Origin of the sequence: Streptomyces sp. UG1, assembly GCF_049974585.1 — a bacterium.
Lineage (GTDB): Bacteria > Actinomycetota > Actinomycetes > Streptomycetales > Streptomycetaceae > Streptomyces.
This window is the reverse complement of sequence record NZ_JBNGGG010000011.1, coordinates 128,915-150,819: the sequence shown is the minus strand read 5'-3', so window position 1 is coordinate 150,819 and position 21,905 is coordinate 128,915. Positions and strand designations below refer to the sequence as shown.

14 protein-coding genes, 1 tRNA gene and 1 pseudogene are annotated in these 21,905 nt (G+C 69.6%); 11 read left to right on the top strand and 5 right to left on the bottom strand.

All coding sequences use genetic code 11. The annotated features are described in order from the left end of the window. Nucleotides 1–72: 72 nt before the first annotated feature. Nucleotides 73–1,320 (top strand): serine hydrolase domain-containing protein, encoded by a 1,248-nt coding sequence (locus ACP4J3_RS14750; RefSeq protein ID WP_426534284.1) that lies wholly within the window; start codon nucleotides 73–75, stop codon nucleotides 1,318–1,320. Between the two features lie 695 nt (nucleotides 1,321–2,015). Here ACP4J3_RS14750 and ACP4J3_RS14745 read toward each other — a convergent pair. Together ACP4J3_RS14745 and ACP4J3_RS14740 are read right to left on the bottom strand one after the other, a co-directional pair. After that, nucleotides 2,016–2,600 carry a hypothetical protein gene (locus ACP4J3_RS14745; RefSeq protein WP_426534282.1) on the bottom strand — a complete coding sequence of 195 codons (585 nt, stop codon included), beginning with the start codon at nucleotides 2,598–2,600 and terminating at the stop codon, nucleotides 2,016–2,018. Nucleotides 2,601–2,943: 343 nt separating this feature from the next. Beyond that, nucleotides 2,944–3,051, bottom strand: a pseudogene (locus ACP4J3_RS14740) (Rieske (2Fe-2S) protein); the annotation flags it as partial. A 228-nt stretch (nucleotides 3,052–3,279) separates the two neighbouring features. On the opposite strand from ACP4J3_RS14740, the gene ACP4J3_RS14735 reads away from it, so the two are divergent. Both ACP4J3_RS14735 and ACP4J3_RS14730 read left to right on the top strand, forming a co-directional pair. After that, nucleotides 3,280–4,152 (top strand): LLM class F420-dependent oxidoreductase, encoded by an 873-nt coding sequence (locus ACP4J3_RS14735; protein WP_426534280.1) that lies wholly within the window; start codon nucleotides 3,280–3,282, stop codon nucleotides 4,150–4,152. A gap of 703 nt (nucleotides 4,153–4,855) precedes the next feature. Further along, the gene (locus ACP4J3_RS14730; RefSeq protein ID WP_426534437.1) at nucleotides 4,856–6,289 is read left to right on the top strand and encodes an ATP-binding protein; all 1,434 of its coding nucleotides are present in this window, start codon (nucleotides 4,856–4,858) and stop codon (nucleotides 6,287–6,289) included. Between the two features lie 40 nt (nucleotides 6,290–6,329). Here the strand turns inward: ACP4J3_RS14730 and ACP4J3_RS14725 are convergent, their stop codons facing one another. Continuing rightward, nucleotides 6,330–6,512 carry a hypothetical protein gene (locus ACP4J3_RS14725; protein ID WP_426534278.1) on the bottom strand — a complete coding sequence of 61 codons (183 nt, stop codon included), beginning with the start codon at nucleotides 6,510–6,512 and terminating at the stop codon, nucleotides 6,330–6,332. A gap of 271 nt (nucleotides 6,513–6,783) precedes the next feature. Here ACP4J3_RS14725 and ACP4J3_RS14720 point away from each other — a divergent pair, with 271 nt between their 5' ends. The 3 genes from ACP4J3_RS14720 to ACP4J3_RS14710 all read left to right on the top strand — a co-directional run bounded on the left by ACP4J3_RS14720 (nucleotide 6,784) and on the right by ACP4J3_RS14710 (nucleotide 11,872). After that, a complete protein-coding gene (locus ACP4J3_RS14720; protein WP_426534276.1) occupies nucleotides 6,784–7,227 on the top strand; it encodes a hypothetical protein in 444 nt (147 codons plus the stop codon). Between the two features lie 746 nt (nucleotides 7,228–7,973). Next, entirely contained in the window at nucleotides 7,974–8,270 is a 297-nt protein-coding gene (locus ACP4J3_RS14715; protein ID WP_426534274.1) for a CU044_2847 family protein, read from the top strand. Further along, the gene (locus ACP4J3_RS14710) at nucleotides 8,249–11,872 is read left to right on the top strand and encodes a trypsin-like peptidase domain-containing protein (RefSeq protein WP_426534272.1); all 3,624 of its coding nucleotides are present in this window, start codon (nucleotides 8,249–8,251) and stop codon (nucleotides 11,870–11,872) included. Before ACP4J3_RS14715 ends, ACP4J3_RS14710 begins: the two co-directional genes overlap by 22 nt. A 620-nt stretch (nucleotides 11,873–12,492) precedes the next feature. Here the strand turns inward: ACP4J3_RS14710 and ACP4J3_RS14705 are convergent. Continuing rightward, nucleotides 12,493–12,565, bottom strand: a tRNA-Arg gene (locus ACP4J3_RS14705). 321 nt (nucleotides 12,566–12,886) lie between these two features. On the opposite strand from ACP4J3_RS14705, the gene ACP4J3_RS14700 reads away from it, so the two are divergent. From ACP4J3_RS14700 to ACP4J3_RS14685, 4 genes are all read left to right on the top strand, one after another. Next, nucleotides 12,887–14,494: a dynamin family protein gene (locus ACP4J3_RS14700; RefSeq protein WP_426534270.1), complete on the top strand. Its 1,608-nt coding sequence runs from the start codon at nucleotides 12,887–12,889 to the stop codon at nucleotides 14,492–14,494. 3 nt (nucleotides 14,495–14,497) lie between these two features. Next, entirely contained in the window at nucleotides 14,498–17,020 is a 2,523-nt protein-coding gene (locus ACP4J3_RS14695) for a GTPase (protein WP_426534268.1), read from the top strand. Nucleotides 17,021–17,222: 202 nt separating this feature from the next. Next, the gene (locus ACP4J3_RS14690) at nucleotides 17,223–17,705 is read left to right on the top strand and encodes a single-stranded DNA-binding protein (protein WP_426534266.1); all 483 of its coding nucleotides are present in this window, start codon (nucleotides 17,223–17,225) and stop codon (nucleotides 17,703–17,705) included. Nucleotides 17,706–17,977: 272 nt separating this feature from the next. Continuing rightward, nucleotides 17,978–19,408, top strand: coding sequence for a Cys-Gln thioester bond-forming surface protein (locus tag ACP4J3_RS14685; protein WP_426534264.1), 1,431 nt, complete (start codon nucleotides 17,978–17,980; stop codon nucleotides 19,406–19,408). 259 nt (nucleotides 19,409–19,667) lie between these two features. Here the strand turns inward: ACP4J3_RS14685 and ACP4J3_RS14680 are convergent, their stop codons facing one another. After that, a complete protein-coding gene (locus tag ACP4J3_RS14680) occupies nucleotides 19,668–19,961 on the bottom strand; it encodes a hypothetical protein (protein WP_426534262.1) in 294 nt (97 codons plus the stop codon). Nucleotides 19,962–20,236: 275 nt separating this feature from the next. On the opposite strand from ACP4J3_RS14680, the gene ettA reads away from it, so the two are divergent. Then, on the top strand, nucleotides 20,237–21,901 hold the full coding sequence (ettA, locus tag ACP4J3_RS14675) for an energy-dependent translational throttle protein EttA (RefSeq protein ID WP_426534260.1): 1,665 nt from the start codon (nucleotides 20,237–20,239) through the stop codon (nucleotides 21,899–21,901). Nucleotides 21,902–21,905: the final 4 nt, after the last annotated feature.

The window sequence follows — 21,905 nt, the reverse complement described above, 5'->3', positions numbered from 1 at the left end:
CGCGGGCTGGGTCGACGACCGGGACCTGAGCACCGGACTCCTGTGCCTCACCCTTCGACTCGAGGAACTGACATGACGCTGAACCGCCGTCGACGCCTGGCCGTCGGCGCCACCCTGATCGCCGCGCTCGCCGCCGGCGTCGTCCCCGCCACCACCGCGCACGCCGCGCCTGCCGTACCCGGCGCCACGCGCGCCACCACACCCGCCCCCGACATGGAAGGCGTGGTGGCCGCGTTGAACGCCGCCATGGCCCAGGGCGCACCCGGAGCGATGGCCCGGTTCACCGGCCCCGAGGGCGTCCGGACCCGGGCCGTGGGCGTACGCGACCGGGACTCGGGCGCCGCCATGGACGTCCGCGCACGCTTCCGCGTCGGAAGCGTCAGCAAGACCTTCTCCAGCGTGGTCCTGCTCCAGCTCGTGCAGGAGGGGAGACTGGAGCTCGACGCGCCGGTGAACCGGTACCTTCCCGGGCTGCTGCCCGACGACCGGATCACAGTGCGGCACCTCCTGACCCACCGCAGCGGCCTCGCGGACTACACCGACGCGATGTTCGAGCACACCGTGCCCGGCTTCGAGGCCGTACGCAATCGCGTCTTCAGCTACCAGGAACTGCTGGACCTCTCGCTGAGCGAGCCCCGCACCACCGAGCCCGGCGTCTCGTACAAGTACTCCAACACCAACTTCGTGGTCGTCGGCATGCTCATCGAGAAGATCACCGGGAAGCCGGTCGCCAAGGAGTACAAGCGCCGCATCATCGGCCCGCTGGGGCTGCGCAACACCTCGTACGTGCACCCCGACGTCCGCATCGCGGGACTGCACGTACGCGGCTATCTGCACCCCGACGAGGCCGGCGCGCCGCTGGTGGACTCCACGGAACAGACGGTCTCCTGGGCCCAGTCGGCCGGCGCGGTCATCTCCAGCCCGGCGGATCTGAACACCTTCATGACCGCGTTGATGCGGGGCAGGCTGCTGTCGCCGCGGATGCTGCAGGAGATGACCACCGTCACGCCGACCGACGCCACCAACACCCGCTTCTACGGCCTCGGTCTGCGCCGTTACGACCTGTCCTGCGGTACGCAGGTCTACGGCCACACCGGCACCGTGCAGGGGTACTACACCTACGCCTTCGCGACCCGTGACGGCCGGCGCGGCCTCTCCGCGATGGCCAACACCTCGAACAAGGGGTCCGCCAACACGGCGCTGGGCGGCACGCTCGAGGCCGCGTTCTGCGGCAAGAAGCCCGCCGCGACGGCGTCGTCGCCGGCGCAGCCCAGGCCGTCCGTGCTCCCGGCCGAGCCGGACCTGCCCGAAAACCGCTGAGGCCGGCCGGGGTCCCGACCCTGGACGACCGCCGCGTCCCTCGGCTCCCGCAGAGTGGAGCCGGGGGACGCGGGCGCGTCCGATGCCTCCTCGTCCCCACAAGTGCTGTTCGGGCACGGCCGTGGAGCGTCACGCCGTCCCGCCCGATGACCGACGACCACCCGACCGCCACCGCCAGCCCCACGCTGCGGGTGCACTCCACCACCGACGACCTCGCACGCGTACGCGTCGCAGCCGCCGCCTCCTGATCCCCTCTGGGAGATGCCAACAGCTTCTAGGCCCTGATCAGCGGGGACGCGCCCCATCGCCGCCCCGCTGCGGCGGCACCGATGGCCTGCCGGCGGGATTCCGTCCCGTACTGCGCCGGCAGCCGCCCGTGCCGGCGGCCGACTGTCCGGTTCGTGGCGAAGTACGCCTGGGCAGGCGGGGATTGCTGTTTCAGCCGCCCTTCTTCTGCCTGCGAAGACGGGTCACGCTCGCTGATGACGTCCTGGTGCAGTGACCATGTCGGCGCACCTGCCGGCGCACCTGCCGAAGACGCGCTCGACCGCCGCCGCGCGCACCGCCGCCCGACCTGACCCATGTCACCGAGGCGGTCATATCCCTTGAAGCTCCCTCTATGCCGTCCTCATCGTCCAGGACTGGCGCGCCCGTCGGCAGCTGCCCAGGTAGCCGTCGTACCGGCCCAGTACCAGCTACTCGGGAGATGCGGCTGGCTCCTCAAGGCTGCTCAAAAGCCTGCGTTCGGTGGGTGTGAACTGAGGGCGGTCCATCAGTGGTCGTAGCGGTCCGATGAGGGCTGTCAGCCACATGCTGGGTTTGATGAGGGAGGTGGGCGGTGCCTGGAGTGCCAGTACGTCGGTCAGCGCCGTGGCCGCGTGGAATGAGCCCGTTGCGGTGCGGGATGGTCGGCTGACGTAGCGATGGAGGAGACGATCGGCATGGCTCGGGGGCTTTCCCGTGGTGGTGGGGAAATGGATGTCCGTTCCCACCGCGAGTGCCCATGCGGTGTCGACGCACTTGCCGATGGCGCGCTGGGCGCGGCGGGCGGTGTCGGGGGTGAGACCGGTCGAGAGCGAGTCGCGCAAGGCGACGGCACCTTGTGCGGCCACGGACATGCCATGCCCGTAGAGGCGGTTGAACGCCGCGACGGAGTCCCCCAGTACTACTAGGCCCTCCGGCCACGGTGTGATTCGTTCGTAGTAGTGGCGCCGGTTGGCGGTGCTGTGGGTGCCCCTGACGTCTGTGAGTGGTTCGGCGTGCTTGAGCAGGTCTGCCATGATCGGGTGGCGCAGGGTTCGCGCGTAGGCTTCGAAGGGTCCGGGTCACTGGTGGGGTGACCGCCTGGGGCGCCCATCAGGCTGACGTGCCAGCGGCCTCCTCCGTCGAACTTCATTTAGGGCAGCTGAGACCAACCGGTCGGCCTGCGTACGGCGGGGCCGAATCCCCATCTCGGCGAGGGGCCCCATCCCGCTATGGCATGGCTGACGTCTCCGCCCCCCCCCCCCCCGCAGCCGGCTCTGGCAGCGCTCGACTTGCATCTGACGCGGACGTGCGGAAGAGCGTGCCCTTGCCCACCCCGGTGACCTTCGCGACCTCGTGCATCGTCACGTGCCGCGGTACGACATCGACGTACACGCAACCATCCTCGATCCTCACCGGATACACCGGAACGGGACGAGGGGCCGGCGGGTCGAGCGGCTTGCCGGTGCGCACGTCGAAACGGGAGCCGGTCCGGTTCTTGTAGAAGATCTCGTGGGGCGATCAACGCCCACTGCTCGTCCGATAAGTCGCTCGGACACGGTCTTCACTCCATGCCACGAATCACGAGAGATCACGAGAAGGGACTTAACGTCCACCGAGGATTCCTGTAGTGCCGACGGGAAGATCCGGTGGCACCCTCCGGTTGGCACCGATGTACGGCTGTCACGCACACCGACCGGAGGGAAACCGCCACTCATGACCGACAACTTGAAGGAAACCGTCGGACGGTACGGCATCTGGAGCAGCGACCTGCGCTTCGGGACCCCGTCCCGCAACGGTGAACTCTCCGAGGCGGCGGCGGAATTGGAGGAACTGGGCTACGGCGCGCTCTGGCTCGGCGGCAACACCTCCGCCCGCGACGCCGCTCCGCTGATCGAGGCGACCTCCCGGATCGTGGTCGGCACCAGCATCCAGAGCATCTGGGAGCACGAGCCCGCCGCCACCGCCGCGAGCTTCGCCGAGCTGGACTCCACCCACCCCGGCCGCTTCGCCCTGGGCCTCGGCGTCAGCCACGCCAAGCTCGCGGAGCAGTACCGGCGCCCCTACTCGGCCCTCGTGTCCTACCTGGACGCCCTGGACGAGGCGGGCCACCCCGCCGACCGCCGCCTCCTCGCGGCCCTCTGCCCGAAGACCATCGACCTCGCCCGGGAACGCGCCGCCGGCTCCGTCCCGTATCTGGTCACCGCCGACCACACGGCCGCGTCCCGCGAGCGCCTGGGCGACGCCCCGCTGCTGGCCCCGGAGCTGAAGGTCGTCCTGGAGTCCGACCCGACCCGAGCCCGCACCCTGGCCCGCGACTACCTCGCCATGTACCTGGCCCTCCCCAACTACACCAACAACTTCCTCCGCAACGGCTTCACGGAGGACGACCTGGCGAACGGCGGCAGCGACCGCCTCATCGACGCGGTCTACGCCTGGGGCGACGAAACACGGATCCGCGCCCGCATCGACGAGTACATCGCCGCGGGCGCGGATCACGTGGCCCTCCACATCGTGGACGGCAGCACGCCATCGCGAGAGTCCCTCCCGAGGGAGGCCTGGAGCAAGCTTGCTTCTCTACTGACGTGAGCTGAGGCTTCTCAGGGGCGCAGGGCTGCATCGATGTGCGGCTCCGCCGCGTGGGCACGACCAACCACGACGGCTCCACAGCCGCCAAGCAGCAACCGCAGGGAACTTCGCGAACCTCTGGACAAGGCCCTCGCCGACCTGCCGGCCCATGACCGGTGATCCGACGAGCCCGCTGCCGTCGGCCGCTGTGAGCGGCCCGACGGTGCGGCGAAAGCCGAGAACCGCGGCACTGGCTTCGGCCAGGGAGGACGACTCGACCGAGGCGTGGTCGCCCATCGCGGGCATATCAAGGAGGTGCCAGACGAGACTCATGGCGGCAAGGAGGATCTGATACCCAGGGCTCCTTCAGCCTGTATGCCGATTTCCCTCATCCACCCGGTTGCGGCGACGTGGTCGTCCTGCGGCAACTGAAAGGCTCTGACCAGCAAAAACGCCCTCCCAATGGGAGGGCGGAGACTGGGCGCCCCCGGCAGGAGCAGCAATCAAGGGCTGGTTGTGTCATACCCGCTGTGACCTGCGGAGATTCGCTGGTTGTGACGATGTCGGCGCATCTACCCAAGACCCGAAAGGGCTGATGGTGTGGCGTGCCCGTCGATGTCTCCGACGTGGTTCCCCGTCGGTAGGAAGTGAAGCGAGCTAACATCTAAGTAAGATTCAATCTACGTAATATCGAAACTGTGTTTTATGGGTGAGAGGGCTGCTGGTGGAATTCAAGGGCAGGGCGGCTGACCTGGATCTGCTGGCTCGACAGCTGGGCCTGGTGGTCGAGGGCGCGGGCGCCACCCGAGGGCAGGCCGTGATCATGACGGGTCGGCGTCGGGTGGGGAAGTCTCGTCTGGTTCAGGAGTTCTGTGACCGGGCCGGGGTTCCGTATGTAGTCTTCCAGGCGACTCGGGGCCGTAATGCCGTGGCCGAGCGGGCGGACTTCACCGGGGCACTTGCCCAGTCCGCGCTGCCGGGGGCGGAGCTGGTGGCCGGGCTGCAGGCCGCGGACTGGAATCAGGCGCTGCGCTCGCTGGCCGTCGCGGCTGCGGACGATGCCCCGAGTGTCGCGGTGATCGACGAGGTGCCATGGCTGGTGGAGCAGGACAGGGAGTTCGAGGGGGCGCTGCAGACGGTCTGGGACCGCCACTTGTCCGCCAAGCCGGTCCTGCTCATCCTTGTCGGCAGCGACATGTCGGTGATGGAGGCGCTGCAGTCGTACGGCCGTCCCTTCTTCGGTCGGGCGGCGAAGATGACCATCCAGCCATTGCACCTGGCCGATGTGCAGGCCATGACGGGGCTGGATGCGGCGGAGGCGGTGGACGCGCTGCTGATCACGGGAGGCTTTCCGGAGATCGTCCAGTCGTGGCGGCCGGGGATGGGTCGGGCGGACTTCCTGCGCGCGGCGGTGGTGAATCCGCTGTCGCCGCTGCTGGTGGCGGGCGAGCTGTCGCTGCTGGGGGAGTTCCCCGAGGCGTCACACTCGCGGGCGGTGCTGGAGGCGGTGGGCAGCGGGGAGCGGACCTTCTCCACCATCGCCGCCCAGGCCGGAGGCGCGGGGGCGCTGCCCTCGGGCACGCTGTCCCCGCTGCTGAACACCCTGCAGGCCAAGCGGGTTCTCGCGGCCGACCTGCCGCTGTCCACCAGGGCCGACACCAAGAACAAGCGCTACCGGATCGCCGATCCGTATCTCCGGTTCTGGCTGGCCTTTCTGCAGCGGGGGATCCCGCTCATCGAGCGCGGCCGGGGCGACCTGGCTTTGGAGCGCATCGAGCGCTCGTGGACGACCTGGCGGGGACGTGCGGTCGAGCCGGTCATCCGGGAGTCGCTGCTGCGGCTGCTGCCCGATGAGCGGTGGCCGGAGACGGAGGCGGTCGGCGGCTGGTGGAATCGGCAGAACAACCCCGAGATCGATCTGGTCGGTGCCGATCGTGCACCTGTTGCGGGTGCGGTGCAATTCGTCGGCTCCGTCAAGTGGCTGGAGTCCCAGCTATTCGGGCGGCGTGAATACGACGCCCTGGCTCGGCACGCACTCGCGGTGCCCGGCGCCGGGCCGGACACCCCGTTGGTTGCGGTGTCCCGCGGCGGTGTGGACGGCGGTCTGCCGCTCGCGGCCCACTGGGGGCCTGAGGATCTGGTCCGCGCCTGGCAGTAGCCGGAAGACGGCGAGGCCCGGGCTGCGCGGCTCATGATGCTCAGTGTCGGTAGGCCTCCACCCAGGCCCATCCCGCGGGCGCGGATTCGGGCAGCAGTAGGTCGGGGATGCCGATCGCCTGACGGTGTCGGCCGTGTCTGCACAGGGCGACGATGCCGCTGCCGGGCCGCAGCTGGATGCTGGTGACGGTCACCGTGACGCCGAGGACGCTGGTGGCTCTCATCGCCCGTGCCGCCTTTCCGCGTGCAAGAGTTCCGCAAGGCGGGTGCCGGCGGAGGTGATGCTCGGCAGAGGCTCATGTTTGTAGTGGCTCTTCTTGCGGCGGCGCAGCAGCTCCTCCCCATCTCGCTACCAGGTGAACGCGGGCTTGCGCAGAAGCGCGCGGAACACGGCGTCGGTGTTCTCGGGATGGGTATCCCCGGAGCCGGCTCAGGTATGGTGCGGCCACGGGCCAGGGCCGGATCAACAAAAGTGCGTCCAGGTGGCCGTGGCGGTTGCCGGCGGGCGTCCAGGACGAAGTCGTAGCGGACCGGGCGGTCGGTTATCTCCTCGCGGGTGTGGTCGATGACGTCGGCGGCGCCGAGGGAGCGGACCAGGTCTCCCGCGTCGGGGACGCGGACGCCGCTGACATGGGCACCGTAGTGGACGGCGTACGTCCCGACGCCTCCGGAGGCCCCGATGACCAGTACCTTCTGTCCTGGGCCGGGGCGTGCCACGTCGAGGGCGTGGAGCGCGGTGACGCCGGAGACGGGAAGAGCGGTGGCCTGGTCGAAGGACAAGGCGGGGGGCCTGGCGGTGAGTTGTTCGGCCCTGCCGCAGGCGTATTCGGCAAGGAGCCGTCGCACTGGCAGAAGACATCGTCCCCGGGCTTCAAGTCGCTCACCTTCGGGCCGACCGCCTCGACGGCTCCGGCAGCGTGCTGGCCGCGGACGCGATGACTGGGACGCCGTAGTCCGATCTGCGGGTTGATGCGGGCGATGTAGGGGCCGCCCCGTCATGAGATACCAGGCAGTCGGGTCGACACCGGCCACGTGGATCCGGATGAGCAGCTCGTCCTCGCGGGGAACGGGACGGTCGATGTCCCGCAGGCGCAGGGATTCGGCGGAGCTGTACGTTCCTGGACGACGGTCTTCATTCGGGCTCTCCTCGACCGCGGGTGCGTCGGGACCTTTTTCGGATGGTTCCCGGCAGCCGGTGTCGTTGGCCGGACCGGTGCGCGGTTTGTTCACGAACCGGTCGGTGTCTCCGGGGTCATTGCCACCAACTGGCCTTCCAAAGCGGCCCCGTTGGGGCGCGGAGACAGTGCGGAAGGTGAGGGCGTGCAGCAGGGACATCAGTCACCCGCGGCGTGCGGGTTGAGGTCGGTTCGAAGTGTGCCCGATCGTTGTCCGCAGCGGACGAGTTCGGCTCGTCCGCCATCACATGTGAGTTGACCCACACCTCCTCCACGCACCTCGACACCACGGCGACAACGACTGGGCGCACGCCGTCGGAACCGCAGCTGATCACGGTGCATCCCCGTGAGATCACTGGGTTGTCTCCTGGTGGGTGCCAGACGGCATTACTAGGCTGAACGGTGCTGTGCAGGAGGCCGGTTCGTGGTCATGAGAAGGGGAGACGTGACGTGATCAGTGAGGGTGTGGCGGGGGACGCGCCAGCAGAGGGCGAAGCGGCTCTGGTTCCTGTGACGGCGGATGGACAGACCCTGTACCTGTCGGTGCAGCGGCTGGGGGCGACGACTGGTGGCAGCGAGCGCGAGATCGCCGCGCGGCGACCGACCCTGGAGGAGGCCGTGGACTCGTTGGTCGGAGTTGCCAGAGCGGTGGGCGCACGCTTGCAGCAGACGGGAAGTGCCAAGGCCACGGTTGAGTTCGCCTGTGAGTTCGCGGTCGAGTCCGGCACGCTCGTGGCGGTACTCGGCAAAGCCACGGCCAGGTCCACCTTCAAGGTCGCGCTGGAGTGGGTCGCACCGTCGTCGTGACCGTCCTGAGCGATGCCACCCAGGACCTGCTCAGAGCAGCGACCGTGGCGCTGACGGTCCGGTCGACGGGCACCGTTCCCCGGGCGGTGGGCACCGGGTTCTTCATCGCGCCTGGCATGGTGGCGACCTGCGCCCACGTGGTGGCCGACAGCGCGGAGTCGTTGCCTGAGGTGGTCCATGGTCAGGTCGGTACGGACGGTCGGGAGATACGTCTGCGCCCTGCGCCGGGGCATTACTTCCGCGACCCTGGAGTCGGTTTCGATCTGGCACTGCTGCAGGTCGTTCCCGATGAGGAGCCATTCGATCACGTTGGTCCGTGGGTCCTGTTCGACGACGGCCTCCTGGACGGAGACAAAGTCTGGGCGTGGGGACACCCGGACGGGATGTTTCGCGGCGGCCAGTCCGTGGAGCTCGCCTACCAGGGCCCTTCTCGGCGAGACTCAGTGGGCCCGGGCGTCCTGAGTCGGTTGTGGGGCCCTCCGGTCGGCGGTGGCTACAGCGGCAGCGCCGTGCTGAACAAACGGACCGGCGCTGTGGCCGGGATGCTCTGCACCTCGGACCATTCCGGCAGCGCTCACGCCCTGTCCGCGTCAGCTCTGCTGTCCCGGTGCCCTCAGCGGGTGCGGGATCTGCATGCTGCAGCGGCCCGGGCGGTGAGCAGCCGACTGCCGCACGCGGAGCAGCCCTGGCTTCAAACGCTCACTGACGACCAGTTGAGGGCTGGAGGGTGGGCATTCCCAAGCCGGCGGCTGCGAACGTACCTCGAAGCCGCGGAGCGAGCTGCCGAGTCCCACCCTTATCCCGGCGTGGTGCCGGGAAACGTCTCGCCACCTCTGTCGACCGTGTACGTCAGCCAGCATGCCCACTCTCTGCGCGCCGGTCCTGGGCCAGGAGTGGCGAACGGCGATGAGCGGTTACAGGCCGGGGATGTCATCGAACATCACGTGGATGCGCTGGTGATGGGCGGACCGGGAGCGGGTAAGTCCAGCCTGCTGCGCAGCCTGGTCCGGGAGTGCGTGGCGCGGTGGCGCGTCGACGACACCCCCGATGCCGCGCACCCGGCGGTGCGGAGCACACCGACGCTGGTGCCCATCTACGTGCAGGCCTCCGACCTTGTGGAGGACCGGCCGCTGGCCGAGGCACTCGAAGCGGCTGCACGAGTCGACGCGGGCCGACACAGCCCGCTCGGGATCTGGCCGGCGGGATTCTTCCGTGAAAGGCCCAGTGTCCAAGCTTCCTGGCTCGTCCTCGTCGACGGACTGGACGAGTTGGTGACCCGTGACCAACGCGAAGTCGTTCTCACGCGGCTGGCGGGCCTACGCGCTGCCGATCCCGAAGGGGCCACATACCGATGCGTCCTTGCCACGCGGCCGGTGCCCGAACTGCTGTCACCCGGTACTGTCCGCTGGCATGCCGCGACGTTCGATTTGCTTCCCTTCGACAGCCTCCAGCTACGGGAGTTCGCCGCGCGCTGGCTGAACGCTCTCGGCCTGCCAGATCCCGAGCAGGCGGCGGATCGGTTCACGCTCCAGTTCGGGGAACGGCACCGTGAAGCGCTGGTGCGCGTGCCGCTGATGGCCACCATGTTGTGCCAGCTCTTCGCCGACCAGCCGAAGCCCCCGCTGCCGACAGCCCGCCACGAGGTCTATCGATCCTTCGTGAGCCTGTTGCAGAGCCGACAGTACAGTGATGCCCCCACCGGGATCATCGCCCAAGCACGAACAGCAACGGCCAGATATGGCGTCGCAGCCGTCAGCGCGGCTGAGCGCCTCCCCGCCCAGGTCGTGGACCTGGCTGGACAGTTTGCCCTGGCCTGGCTGAACGGGCAGAACTCGACAGCCGTCGACTTCTTCACGTCACGGACCGAAGAACTGCGTCCCTCCGGCCTGCCCGATGACGTATGGCGGGCGATCCTGCGTGAAACCATGCGCCGGAGCGGACTGTTCACGGAGCGTGGTGGGGACCTCGTCTTCATCCACCAGACACTGCTGGAGTTCCTGGCCGCTCGGCAACTCGCCCGTGACCCCGAGCGGGTGGCCGATGCACTGAGAGGTCTGTTCGGACGCTGGGGAAGACGTTTACCGCCAGAGTGGCGGCAGCACGACTCCTTCACCCGATTCCTCATCGCGGCGGTGGGCGAACACCCTCTGCTGACCAAGGCCCTGTGGCGATGTGGAACGAGCTGGCAGGGCGCACTGTTCGTTGCCGGACTGGTGCAGGATGGCCTCCCGGTCACCTCACGTGCCGTACGGCGGTCGGCCGACACACTCGCCGCCACTGCGGACAAGCCGGAGTGCACCGGCTTCTTCCGGCGGGAACTCGCGCAGCACCTGCGCGGGCTGGGGGACGACCGAGACGCGGACATCCTGTTCGCCGTGGCGACGGACCGTATGGTCAGCGACAACGACCGCATCATGGCCGCCCGCGCACTGCGCGCCCTTCGCGACAACCGCTATCCGGAAGCCCTGCTGAGTCTCGCCGCAGACCCCGAGGCCGGACCGCTCGACCGGCAGGGCGCCATGCAGCAGATCCTGGACGAACTGTCAGATGCGGCTCTCGGGCGTCGTCTCGTGAGCGTGGTCGCCGATCCTGTCTTTCATGCAGGAGCGCGACAACACCTTCTCAAGGCGCTCCAGTCTGCCGACCCTGCTGGTTATGCCGAGTTGCTTGTCTCGTGCGCCGAGGACGCCGAGCTGGGCGTGAACGCAAAGGCCCTTGCCGTGCGAGGACTTGCCGAAGCCGGCGACCGACGAGCTCCTGGGCTGCTGCTGGCTCTGGCCGGCGAGCAGGGGGTCGACCGCGCGCTGAGATACGAGTTGATGCGGATACTGCGGTCCATCGACGCCAACCGCTACGTCGAACTGCTCGTCTCCTACGGCGGAAACGGCGACCTAGGCTTCGCGGTACGCGCCACAGCTCTCGGCGAACTAGCCGATGCGGGCGACGAACGTGCCGCTGACATGCTGGTTTCTCTGGCCGACGCCATGGATGCCGACTCGTCCGCGGACGAACACACTCACACCCTCCGCCTTCGCGTTGCCCAGCGGCTTGCAGAACTCCGCGACACTCGAGCGCATGGACTCTTCACCGCTCTGGCCGGTGACGTCTCAGCCGGCGCATCGATTCGGCTGCGCGCCGCGCACGAGTTGAACACCACCGGCCATCCGTCGGCCACCGATGTCTTCGCTGCGCTGGCCGAAGACCCGCTCCTGGACGAACACGCCCGAGTCTCCGCCGCCCGAGCACTGGCGGACGCCGAACCCGAGGGAAGTCCTCGCCTGAGCATCATGCTGGTGCGCCTGGTCACCGAGCCTGACATGGGTGGGACAGCCCGCGAGGAAGCCTTCCGCCTGCTCGACGTGTACGTCGAGACCGTGACTGACTCAACCGGCCAGGCCAGCGGTTCTCCTGAGGTGGAACACGTCTTCCGGCTCCTCACCGAGATGGCCGACAGCGAGGGGCACTCACGCCGTGAACGCGTGCTGGCTGCCGCGACGATGCAGGCACTCCAGACCTTGCGCGGCCAATCGCGGAGCCAGACCGCCGTGGGCTCCTCAGCGGGTCCGTTGGATGCCTTCCACACACGTACCCGGCTTCCGTGACTTGTCTGAGAGGCAGTGGCCGCGTGAGAGACCATGTCGGGATCTCGAGAAGCCCAGGCGCAACGGCATGACCCTGGGGCGTGCTCGGGCAGCGGACGGGGTGGCCGAGGATAGTCCCCACCGGTGTGACTGCGGTCGAGTTCGGCCGTATCCGCAGCCCGGCCTTCGACGCAGCGGGACCTTGCCTTTCATGAAGGAACCACCGCACGCAGCGGAAGATCTGCCCACGTCGACGGAGCCATCCCGGCCGCGCTGCAGGCGCACGCGTCCCCTGATTGTCCAGTGCCATTTCCTCGCCATGCAGGGAGCTGATGGCGAGGAACTCCAGCGCTATCAGATCCAGGCGATCCGGGCCGCGCTCCGATGGCTCGTCGAACATCCCGACACCAGCACTCAGTAGGACGCGCCGTATCGACAGCCAGCCCTTTTGTGCGTGCCCGTGTATGACTCGAACCTGCGGCTCGGGTTCGTGTACCCCGCTGACCTGGGCATTCTTGCCGTGACACGGATAGGGCCTCGGCATCCGCACGCCACGAGACTTACCCGACCTCTCGCCCCACAAGAGTTGAATCACGGCCTTGACCTGCGGCTTTCCATGAGACGGCTAGCCGCAGGTTGGGCGCCCCCGGCAGGACTCGAACCTGCGGCCAAGCGCTTAGAAGGCGCCTGCTCTATCCACTGAGCTACGGGGGCCGGTCGTGGTGGCCTCGGTCGTGGTGCCCGGGTGTGGGCTGATCCGTGACGTTGCCGGGGACAAGGATAGGGCTCCCGCATCCGTGTCCCTGTTGCTTCGCCTCCGTGGCTCGATGTGGAGGTTCGGTGAAGCGGTCCTGATAATCGCAGGCAGGTACGAATCGTGCACCGCTTTTGGCCTCTCGCGCCTCCGGTGTTGTGCACTCGTTATGCCTGGACTGTGCCTGTGTCCCAGTCGCCCCTTCCGTCCCTTGTGTCCTATCGGCGCGCAGACGTGCTCATATGCTTCAGAATTCCCCTAAAATTGGGCATTCTTCGCATGTGGTGACCTTGGACGTACGGCCTCAGCTACTCGACGCACTCTCCGCCCTGCGCGACCGTGTCGCGGCCGCACGCTTCCCGCTGCCCCTGGCGGGGGCGCCACGCGCGCGTGCCAACCGCGACGAACTGCTCGCGCAGCTCGACGACTATCTGGTGCCCCGCCTGAAAGAGCCCGAAGCGCCCTTGCTGGCCGTGGTGGGCGGATCCACCGGCGCCGGCAAGTCGACGCTCGTGAACTCTCTCGTGGGCCGACGCGTGACGGAGGCGGGCGTACTGCGACCGACCACGCGCAATCCGGTGCTGGTGTGCCACCCGGAGGACCATCACTGGTTCAGCGGGATGCGCGTACTGCCCGACCTCACGCGCGTGTGGGTACCCGAACACGACCCGGGCGAGGAGCTGATGCTGCCCGGTGAGGACGCCGCGCGCGTGCTGCGGATCGAGACCGCCGACAGCCTGCCGGCCGGCCTCGCCCTCCTCGACGCACCCGACATCGACTCCCTGATCGCCGAGAACCGTGTCCTCGCGGCCCAGCTCATCTGCGCGGCCGACATCTGGATCATGGTCACCACGGCGGCCCGGTACGCCGACGCCGTGCCCTGGCACCTGCTGCGCACCGCCAAGGAGTACGACGCCACCCTCGTGACCGTCCTGGACCGGGTTCCCCATCAGGTCGTGTCCGAGGTCTCCCGGCAGTACGGCGCCCTCCTCACCAAGGCAGGCCTCGGCGACGTACCGCGCTTCACCGTGCCGGAGCTGCCCGAGTCGGCCTGGGGCGGCGGGCTGCTGCCGGCCACGGCGGTGGCCTCGCTGCGCACCTGGCTCACGCACCAGGCCCAGGACCCGTCGGCCCGCGAACACTCCATGGCGCGTACGGCGTACGGCCTTCTCGACTCCCTCAAGGCCCGCATGCCCGAGCTCGCCAGTGCCGCCGCCGCCCAGTACTCGGCCGCGCTGCGGCTCACCGCCGCCGTGGACAGCGCCTACGACAGCGAGTACGCACGCGTGCGTGCCCGGCTCCAGGCCGGCGCCGTACTCGCCGGCGACGCCCTCAAGCGCTGGCGCGCCTTCCCGCTCGACTGCTCCGCCGGTGAGCTTCTCGACTCGCTCGTGGAGAGCCTGAGCACCCTCCTGCTGTGCTCCGTCACCGCCGCCGACGAACGCGTCGACGACGCCTGGCGCCGCGAACCGGCCGCCGCCGCTCCCGAACTGACGGCCCGTGAGCCGAAGTCGGCCGGCGTCGAGCACCGCATCGGCGTGGCCGTACGGCGCTGGCGGCGCGAGCTGGAGGAGTACGCCGAGGACGAGGTCAGCTACCTCGACCGCAGCGTCGCCCCGGACTCCGAGGTCGTCACCGCTCTCGTCGCCACCGCTCTGCTGGGCAGCCGCCGGGCGCGGAACGCGGGGGAGGGGCTCGCCGAGCGGATCGGGGCGCACGGCGCGCTGCGGCTGCGCGACCGGGCCGGACGGCTGCTCACCGAGCACCTCGACCGGGTGATGCACAACGAACGCGAGCGACGGCTGGCGCCGCTCGACGCCCTGGAGGTCCACCCGGATCCCCAGGCCGAACTCATCGCCGCGCTGTCCGTACTGCAGAAGGAGAGGTGACCGGTGACCGCCGTCACTGACCATGACCACACGGAACACGCCGATCAGCAGCAGGAGGACGGCGCCACCAAGGACGACGATCGCGTGAACGACATCCCTGGGGAGCGCGGCTCCGCGAACGGCTTCCCCTCGAACGACGATCGCGCGCGCGGTGAGCAGCCCGGCGAGAGCGAGGACTTCGTGGCCGACGACGAGCCGGACAAGCGCAAGCTCTGGCGAAAGCTGGCCAAGTGGGACGACCGGGACCGGGCGAACGGCGGCCACGCGCGCGTGGAGGCCGACGACACGCCCGCGCGCGAGGACGCCCCCGACTCGGGCGACGGCCATCCGGGCGACAGCGGCGGGGCCGCGCGTAGGGACGCCGCCGGCTCGGACGGCCGCAGGGGCGACGGGGGCACGCCCGCGCGCGGGAGCGTCCCCGACCCCGGTGGCCGCAAGGAGGACGGCGGGGCCTCACGTCGTACGGATGCTTCGTCCCGTACGGCTGCCGCGTCGTCTCGAACGGATGCCATGTCCCGTAGGGATGCCGCGCCTCGCAAGGACGCCTTGGCACGCAAGGACGACTCGGCACGCAAGGACGCCTCGGCTCGGAAGGAGGTCCCGGCTCGGAAGGACGTCTCGTCGCGCACAGAGACTGCCTCCCGTAAGGAGCCGGCCTCTCGCCCGGAGCGGTCGAACCGCTCGGAGCCCTCGTCCCGTACGGAGACCGCCTCCCGCTCGGAGTCGTCGGCCCGCGCGGCGTCAGCCTCCCGCTCAGAGCCCCCGTTCCCGTCCCGTACGGAGTCCGCCCGCGCGGAGTCCTCCCCCGGCACGGAATCCGCCACCCCCTGGGACGACGGCCTGATCGCGCGGCGGGTGAACGAAGGTGTCCCGGCTGAGCCGCCCGCCGTCGTGGAGCCCCGGGCCTCCGCCGGGTCGCAGGTCGTGACGCCGCTCGCGTACGACGGGGCGCTGCGGTCGCGACTCGACGCGCTGCGTGAACTGGTCGGGCTCTCGCGCACCCGGCTGGACAGCAAAACGCTCGGCGACGCGGGCCGGGTGCTCGACGAGGCGGCGGCGCGGCGCAGGCTCTCCGGGCAGCACACGGTCGTCGCCATCGCGGGCGCCACGGGCAGCGGCAAGTCGCAGCTGTTCAACGCGCTCGCCGGGGTGACCATCTCGGAGACGGGCGTACGGCGGCCGACGACCGCCTCGCCCCTGGCGTGCAGTTGGAGCGACGGCGCGGCCGGCCTCATCGACCGGCTCGGCATCCCGCCCCGGCTGCGCCGGCGCCCCGCGCAGAACTCGGTCGCGGACGGGCAACTGCGCGGGCTCGTCCTGGTCGACCTGCCCGACCACGACTCGGCGGCCGTACAGCACCGCGAGCAGGTCGATCGCGTCCTGGGGCTGGTCGACGCCGTCATCTGGGTCGTGGACCCCGAGAAGTACGCCGACGCCGTTCTGCACGAGCGCTATCTGCGGCCCATGGCCGGGCACGCCGAGATCATGTTCGTCGTCCTCAACCAGACCGACCGGCTGCCCGGGGAGGCCACCGACCAGGTCCTCGACGACCTGCGGCGGCTGCTCGACGAGGACGGCATCGCGCTGGGCGAGCACGGCGAACCCGGCGCCGTCGTGCTCGCGCTGTCCGCGCTCACCGGGGACGGCGTCGGCGAACTGCGCGAGGCGCTCGGCGAGTTCGTGGCGGAACGCGGGGCGGCGGCGCGCCGGATCTCGGCCGACGTGGACGCCGCCGGGCTGGGGCTGCGGCCCCTGTACGCGGCCCGTAAGCGGCCCGGGCTCAGCGAGGACGCGCGCGACGAGTTCTCCGCCCGGCTCGCGGACGCCATCGGCGCCACCGCCGCGGGCGAGGCCGCCGAGCGGGCCTGGCTGCGCAACGCCAACCGCGCGTGCGGGACGCCGTGGCTGCGGCTGTACCGCTGGTACCAGGACCGGAGCGAACCGCCGACGGGGCGGCTGTCCCTGCGGACGCAGACGGACGAGGAGGCCACCGCGCGCCAGCGCGTCGAGCAGGCGGTGCGCACGGTCGCCGAGCGGGCCTCGGCCGGGCTGCCGACGCCGTGGGCGCAGGCGGTGCGCGAGGCGGCCGTACGGGGGGCGCAGGGGCTGCCCGAGGCGCTGGACGAGATGGCCGCGCGGGCCGGACTCCCGCCGGGGCGGCCGCCGCGGCCGGGCTGGTGGCCGGCGGCCGTCCTGGTGCAGGCCGCCATGACGATCCTTCAGGTCGTGGGCGGGCTCTGGCTGGTGGCGCAGATCGTCGGGGTCATGGAGCCCAACCTGGGCGTGCCGGTGCTGCTGATGGTGGCCGGCATCGCCGGCGGTCCGCTCGTCGAGTGGGGCTGCCGGATGGCGGCGCGGGGGCCGGCCCGGCGGTACGGACTGGAGGCGGAACGGCGGTTGCGGGAGGCGGCGGCCGGGTGCGGGCGGGCCCGGGTGCTGGATCCGGTGGCGGCCGAGCTGCTGCGGTACCGGGAGGTTCGGGAGCAGTACGGGAGGGTGATGGGGGTGGGGACGACGGGGCGGTGAGCCGAGGCGGGGGCACTCGTTCGGGTGGCGGAGATATCCACAGGTGGGCGGTGGTCCACAGGGCTCAGCGGGCTCGGCCCGACGGCAGGCAGTCTGGCTTCGCGGCGATCGCGACGACGCGGTCGGCCGGACGCTGCCGTACGGGACGGGCCCGTACGCGTATCCGCCCGCCGGGAGCGGCCGGGCGAGGGAGGGGTTCGAGATGAACGAGACGATCATCTGCGCGGTGGGCAATGTGGCGACGCAGCCGGTGTACCGGGAGTTGGCGACGGGGCCGTCCGCCCGTTTCCGGCTGGCGGTGACCTCGCGCTACCTGGACCGCGGGAAGAACGAGTGGACCGACGGCCACACCAACTTCTTCACGGTGTGGGCCAATCGCCAGCTCGCCACGAACGCCGCCGCGTCGCTGAACGTGGGCGATCCGGTGGTGGTGCAGGGCCGGCTCAAGGTGCGCTCGGACGTACGGGAGGGGCAGAGCTGGACCTCGGCGGACATCGACGCGCTGGCCATCGGCCACGACCTCGCGCGCGGTACGTCGGCGTTCCGGCGCGCGGCCAAGCAGGAAGCGGGGACGGCGGGCGCCGCGGGGACCGCCGCCGCGCCCGCGCGACCCGAGCCCGACTGGGAGACGCCGCCCGTCGACGCCGAGCCCCAACAGGCCCAGGAGCCTGTCCCGGTGACGTGATGTCAGTCACCGACCGCACCTGACCGAAGTGCGGCTTATCGGCGAATGCGCACCGAACGACCCAGGTGGATTTGTCGATAAGCCCTGCTCACGAGGGGCCTTGAGGGATCTTGGCGATAACGATTCCGAGTCGGATCGGCCCCACGACGGGATCCCGGGGAAGCGTGGTGCGCCGCGTCCCTAGGATGCCGGGCATGGCTCTCGGGGCTTGATGTTTCTGCTGGTGGGACCGTACCCCCCACGTCAACGGGTCCTGCTCGAAGGGGAATTCTGTGTTTGCTGCGTTCTCAGCGCTGTCGGTGCGTGGGCGAGGGGCGGCCCGCCTCGCCGCCGCGACCCTGGCGTCCGGGCTTGTCGCCGCCACCGTGCTGGCCGGCGCCGGCACCGCGGTGGCCGCACCCGCGGCCGACGCGACAGCGCCGAGCCAGGGCGGTGCGACCGCCACGATAGGTGGCCTGAAGACATACGGCGCCGCGGTCGTCCACGCCGACTCCGGCGACCAGGAGATCTCCGCGGGGCTGTTCGAGATGTCCGTCGACGGCGGCGGCATGCTGCAGACGTACTGCGTGGACATCCACAACCCCACACAGCGCGGCGCCAAGTACCACGAGACGCCCTGGAGCGGCACCTCGCTCGGCGCCAACAAGAACTCCGGCAGGATCCGCTGGATCCTGCAGAACTCCTACCCGCAGGTCAACGACCTCGCGGCGCTGGCCGGAAAGGCGGGCGTCAAGGGCGGCCTGACCGAGCAGGACGCTGCGGCCGGCACCCAGGTGGCGATCTGGCGCTACTCGGACGGGGTGAAGGTCGACGCCGTCGACCCGCAGGCCGAGCAGCTCGCGGACTACCTGGAGAAGAACGCGCGGGGCATGGCCGAGCCGGAGGCGTCGCTGCGGCTGGACCCGCCCGCGGTCTCCGGCCACGCCGGTGAGCGGCTCGGTCCGGTGACGGTGCGCACCAACGGGGACGGCGTGACCCTGACCCCGCCCGCGGACGCCGCCAAGAGCGGGGTGCGGATCGTGGACAAGGACGGCAAGGCCGTCACGACCGCCGCGGACGGCGGGCAGGTGTTCTTCGACGTGCCCGAGGACGCCGCGGACGGACAGGCCGAACTGACCGTGCAGGCCTCGACGACCGTGCCGGTGGGGCGTGCCTTCGCCGCCGAGAGCCGCAGCCAGACGCAGATCCTGGCCGGCTCCAGCGAGTCGACCGTCTCGGCGACCGCGAGCGCGAGCTGGGCTCAGAGCGGTGCGATACCCGCACTGTCCGCGGCGGAGAACTGTGACAAGGGCGGTGTCGACATCACCGCGGCCAACGAGGGCGACGCGCCGTTCACCTTCGAGCTGCTCGGGATCGAGTACAGCATCCCGGCGGGCACCTCGCGCACGGTCACGGTCCCGCTCCAGGAGGACCAGGCCTACGACTTCACCATCGAGGGGCCGAACGGCTTCAAGAAGCGGTTCGCCGGGGTGCTGGACTGCATGACACAGGCGGGCGAGGCCGACGCGGCGGGCAGTGTCACCCAGACCCTGAGCGAGCCGAGCCCCGCCACGGTCGGTTCGGCGTCCGACGACACCAACCTCGCCGCGACCGGCGGCTCCGCCATGACACCCCTGATCGCGGGCATCGCCATCGGCCTGGTCGTGATCGGCGGCGCGGGCCTGATCGTCGTACGCAAGCGGGAGGCCTCGGCGCAGAAGTAGGCGTCTGCCGAGGCAGAACGCCGGTCAGGGCCCGATCCGTTGAGTGGATCGGGCCCTGATCTTTCCGGGGAGCCGGTGCGGTACGGCGGGCCTCGGTGCGCCGTCATCGGCGGAACAAAACCCATGGGCCGCCCGTCACAGCCCGTACTCCACCGGTAGGTCTCGCCTGGGACGCACCGGTCCGCACCCGCCCCCACGTCTCACACCGAGATCGTCACGGCATGAGACGTGGCCGGAATCCCCGTGACTGAGGCGGGGCTCAGAAGGCGCTGTTGTCGCAGCCCATCGTCGAACCGATGTGGGTGTCCTGCGCGCCCGTGTGGCCCTCGCCGTTGAGCGCGTTGCCGAGCGCGCCGTTGAGGATGCCGATCTGGCCGAGGACGTCGACGTTCAGGTCGTGCGACTTGCACTGGGAGCTCTGCAGCACACTGACCTTGTCCCCGCCCTTGCCGCCGTGCCCGTCGAAGCCCTGGGCGGTGGCGGTGCCGGCGCTCAGCAGACCGACGCTGCCAAGGGCGACGACCACGACGGCAGCCTTGTGAAGCTTGTGCATGTCATCTCCGATGGAGTGAGGTGGGTGCGATCTGTGGGAGATCGACTTCGTACAGTTACGAGAGGGTAATGTGAAAAATTAGGACATGTCTGTACGACGCGCCGGGGAATCGGGCGATCCCACCGAGCCGGACCCCTCTTGGCCGACGTGTGCCGGGGTAATGAAGCCCCAGGTCAGAGCCCCCGCCCCATACTGGTTTCCCCCCAGGGGTGGCGGTCGGGCAAGATGGGGTGTATCTGCCCACTGCCAGATTTCAAGCTGCCGGACGGTTTCTCTTGGCTGAGTTCATTTACACCATGCGCAAGGCGCGCAAGGCGCACGGCGACAAGGTGATCCTCGACGACGTCACCCTGAACTTCCTTCCGGGTGCGAAGATCGGCGTCGTCGGCCCGAACGGTGCCGGTAAGTCGACCGTTCTGAAGATCATGGCGGGGCTCGAGCAGCCGTCGAACGGTGACGCCTTCCTGTCGCCCGGTTACACGGTGGGGATCCTGCTCCAGGAGCCGCCGCTGAACGAGGAGAAGACCGTCCTGGAGAACGTCCAGGAGGGTGTCGCCGAGATCAAGGGCAAGCTCGACCGGTTCAACGAGATCGCCGAGCTGATGGCCACCGACTACTCCGACGCCTTGCTCGACGAGATGGGCAAGCTGCAGGAGGAGCTCGACCACGCGAACGCCTGGGACCTGGACGCCCAGCTCGAGCAGGCTATGGACGCCCTCGGTTGCCCGCCCGGCGACTGGCAGGTCACCAACCTCTCCGGTGGTGAGAAGCGCCGCGTCGCGCTGTGCAAGCTGCTGCTCGAGGCGCCCGACCTGCTGCTGCTCGACGAGCCCACCAACCACCTCGACGCCGAGTCCGTGAACTGGCTGGAGCAGCACCTCGCCAAGTACCCGGGCACCATCGTCGCCGTCACCCACGACCGGTACTTCCTCGACAACGTCGCGGGCTGGATCTGCGAGGTCGACCGCGGCCGGCTGCACGGCTACGAGGGGAACTACTCCAAGTACCTGGAGACCAAGGCCGCCCGCCTCAAGGTCGAGGGGCAGAAGGACGCCAAGCGGCAGAAGCGGCTCAAGGAAGAGCTCGAGTGGGTCCGCTCCAACGCCAAGGGGCGGCAGGCCAAGTCCAAGGCGCGACTGGCCCGCTACGAGGAGATGGCCGCCGAGGCCGACAAGATGCGGAAGCTGGACTTCGAGGAGATCCAGATCCCGCCGGGGCCGCGGCTCGGCAACGTCGTCGTCGAGATCAACAACCTCAGCAAGGGCTTCGGCGACAAGCTCCTCATCGACGACCTCAGCTTCACGCTGCCGCGCAACGGGATCGTCGGTGTCATCGGGCCGAACGGCGCCGGAAAGACCACGCTGTTCAAGATGATCCAGGGTCTTGAGCAGCCCGACTCCGGCGACATCAAGGTCGGCGAGACCGTCAAGATCTCCTACGTCGACCAGAGCCGCGAGAACATCGACCCGAAGAAGACCCTCTGGGCCGTCGTCTCCGACGAGCTCGACTACATCAACGTGGGTCAGGTCGAGATGCCGTCCCGGGCGTACGTCTCCGCCTTCGGGTTCAAGGGGCCCGACCAGCAGAAGGCCGCCGGTGTGCTCTCCGGCGGTGAGCGCAACCGCCTCAACCTCGCGCTCACCCTGAAGCAGGGCGGCAACCTGCTGCTGCTCGACGAGCCCACCAACGACCTGGATGTCGAGACGCTGTCGAGCCTGGAGAACGCTCTTCTCGAGTTCCCCGGGTGCGCCGTGGTCGTCTCCCACGACCGGTGGTTCCTCGACCGCGTCGCCACGCACATCCTCGCCTACGAGGGCGAGTCCAAGTGGTTCTGGTTCGAGGGCAATTTCGAGTCGTACGAGAAGAACAAGATCGAGCGGCTCGGCCCGGACGCGGCCCGTCCGCACCGTGCCACCTACAAGAAGCTGACCCGGGGCTGATCGA

Excerpts from the sequence above, each read along its gene's own strand:
- ACP4J3_RS14750 (WP_426534284.1), top strand. The coding sequence starts at position 73 with ATGACGCTGAACCGCCGTCGACGCCTGGCCGTCGGCGCCACCCTGATC.
- ACP4J3_RS14745 (WP_426534282.1), bottom strand. The coding sequence starts at position 2,600 with ATGGCAGACCTGCTCAAGCACGCCGAACCACTCACAGACGTCAGGGGC.
- ACP4J3_RS14735 (WP_426534280.1), top strand. The coding sequence starts at position 3,280 with ATGACCGACAACTTGAAGGAAACCGTCGGACGGTACGGCATCTGGAGC.
- ACP4J3_RS14725 (WP_426534278.1), bottom strand. The coding sequence starts at position 6,512 with ATGAGAGCCACCAGCGTCCTCGGCGTCACGGTGACCGTCACCAGCATC.
- ACP4J3_RS14690 (WP_426534266.1), top strand. The coding sequence starts at position 17,223 with ATGAACGAGACGATCATCTGCGCGGTGGGCAATGTGGCGACGCAGCCG.
- ACP4J3_RS14680 (WP_426534262.1), bottom strand. The coding sequence starts at position 19,961 with ATGCACAAGCTTCACAAGGCTGCCGTCGTGGTCGTCGCCCTTGGCAGC.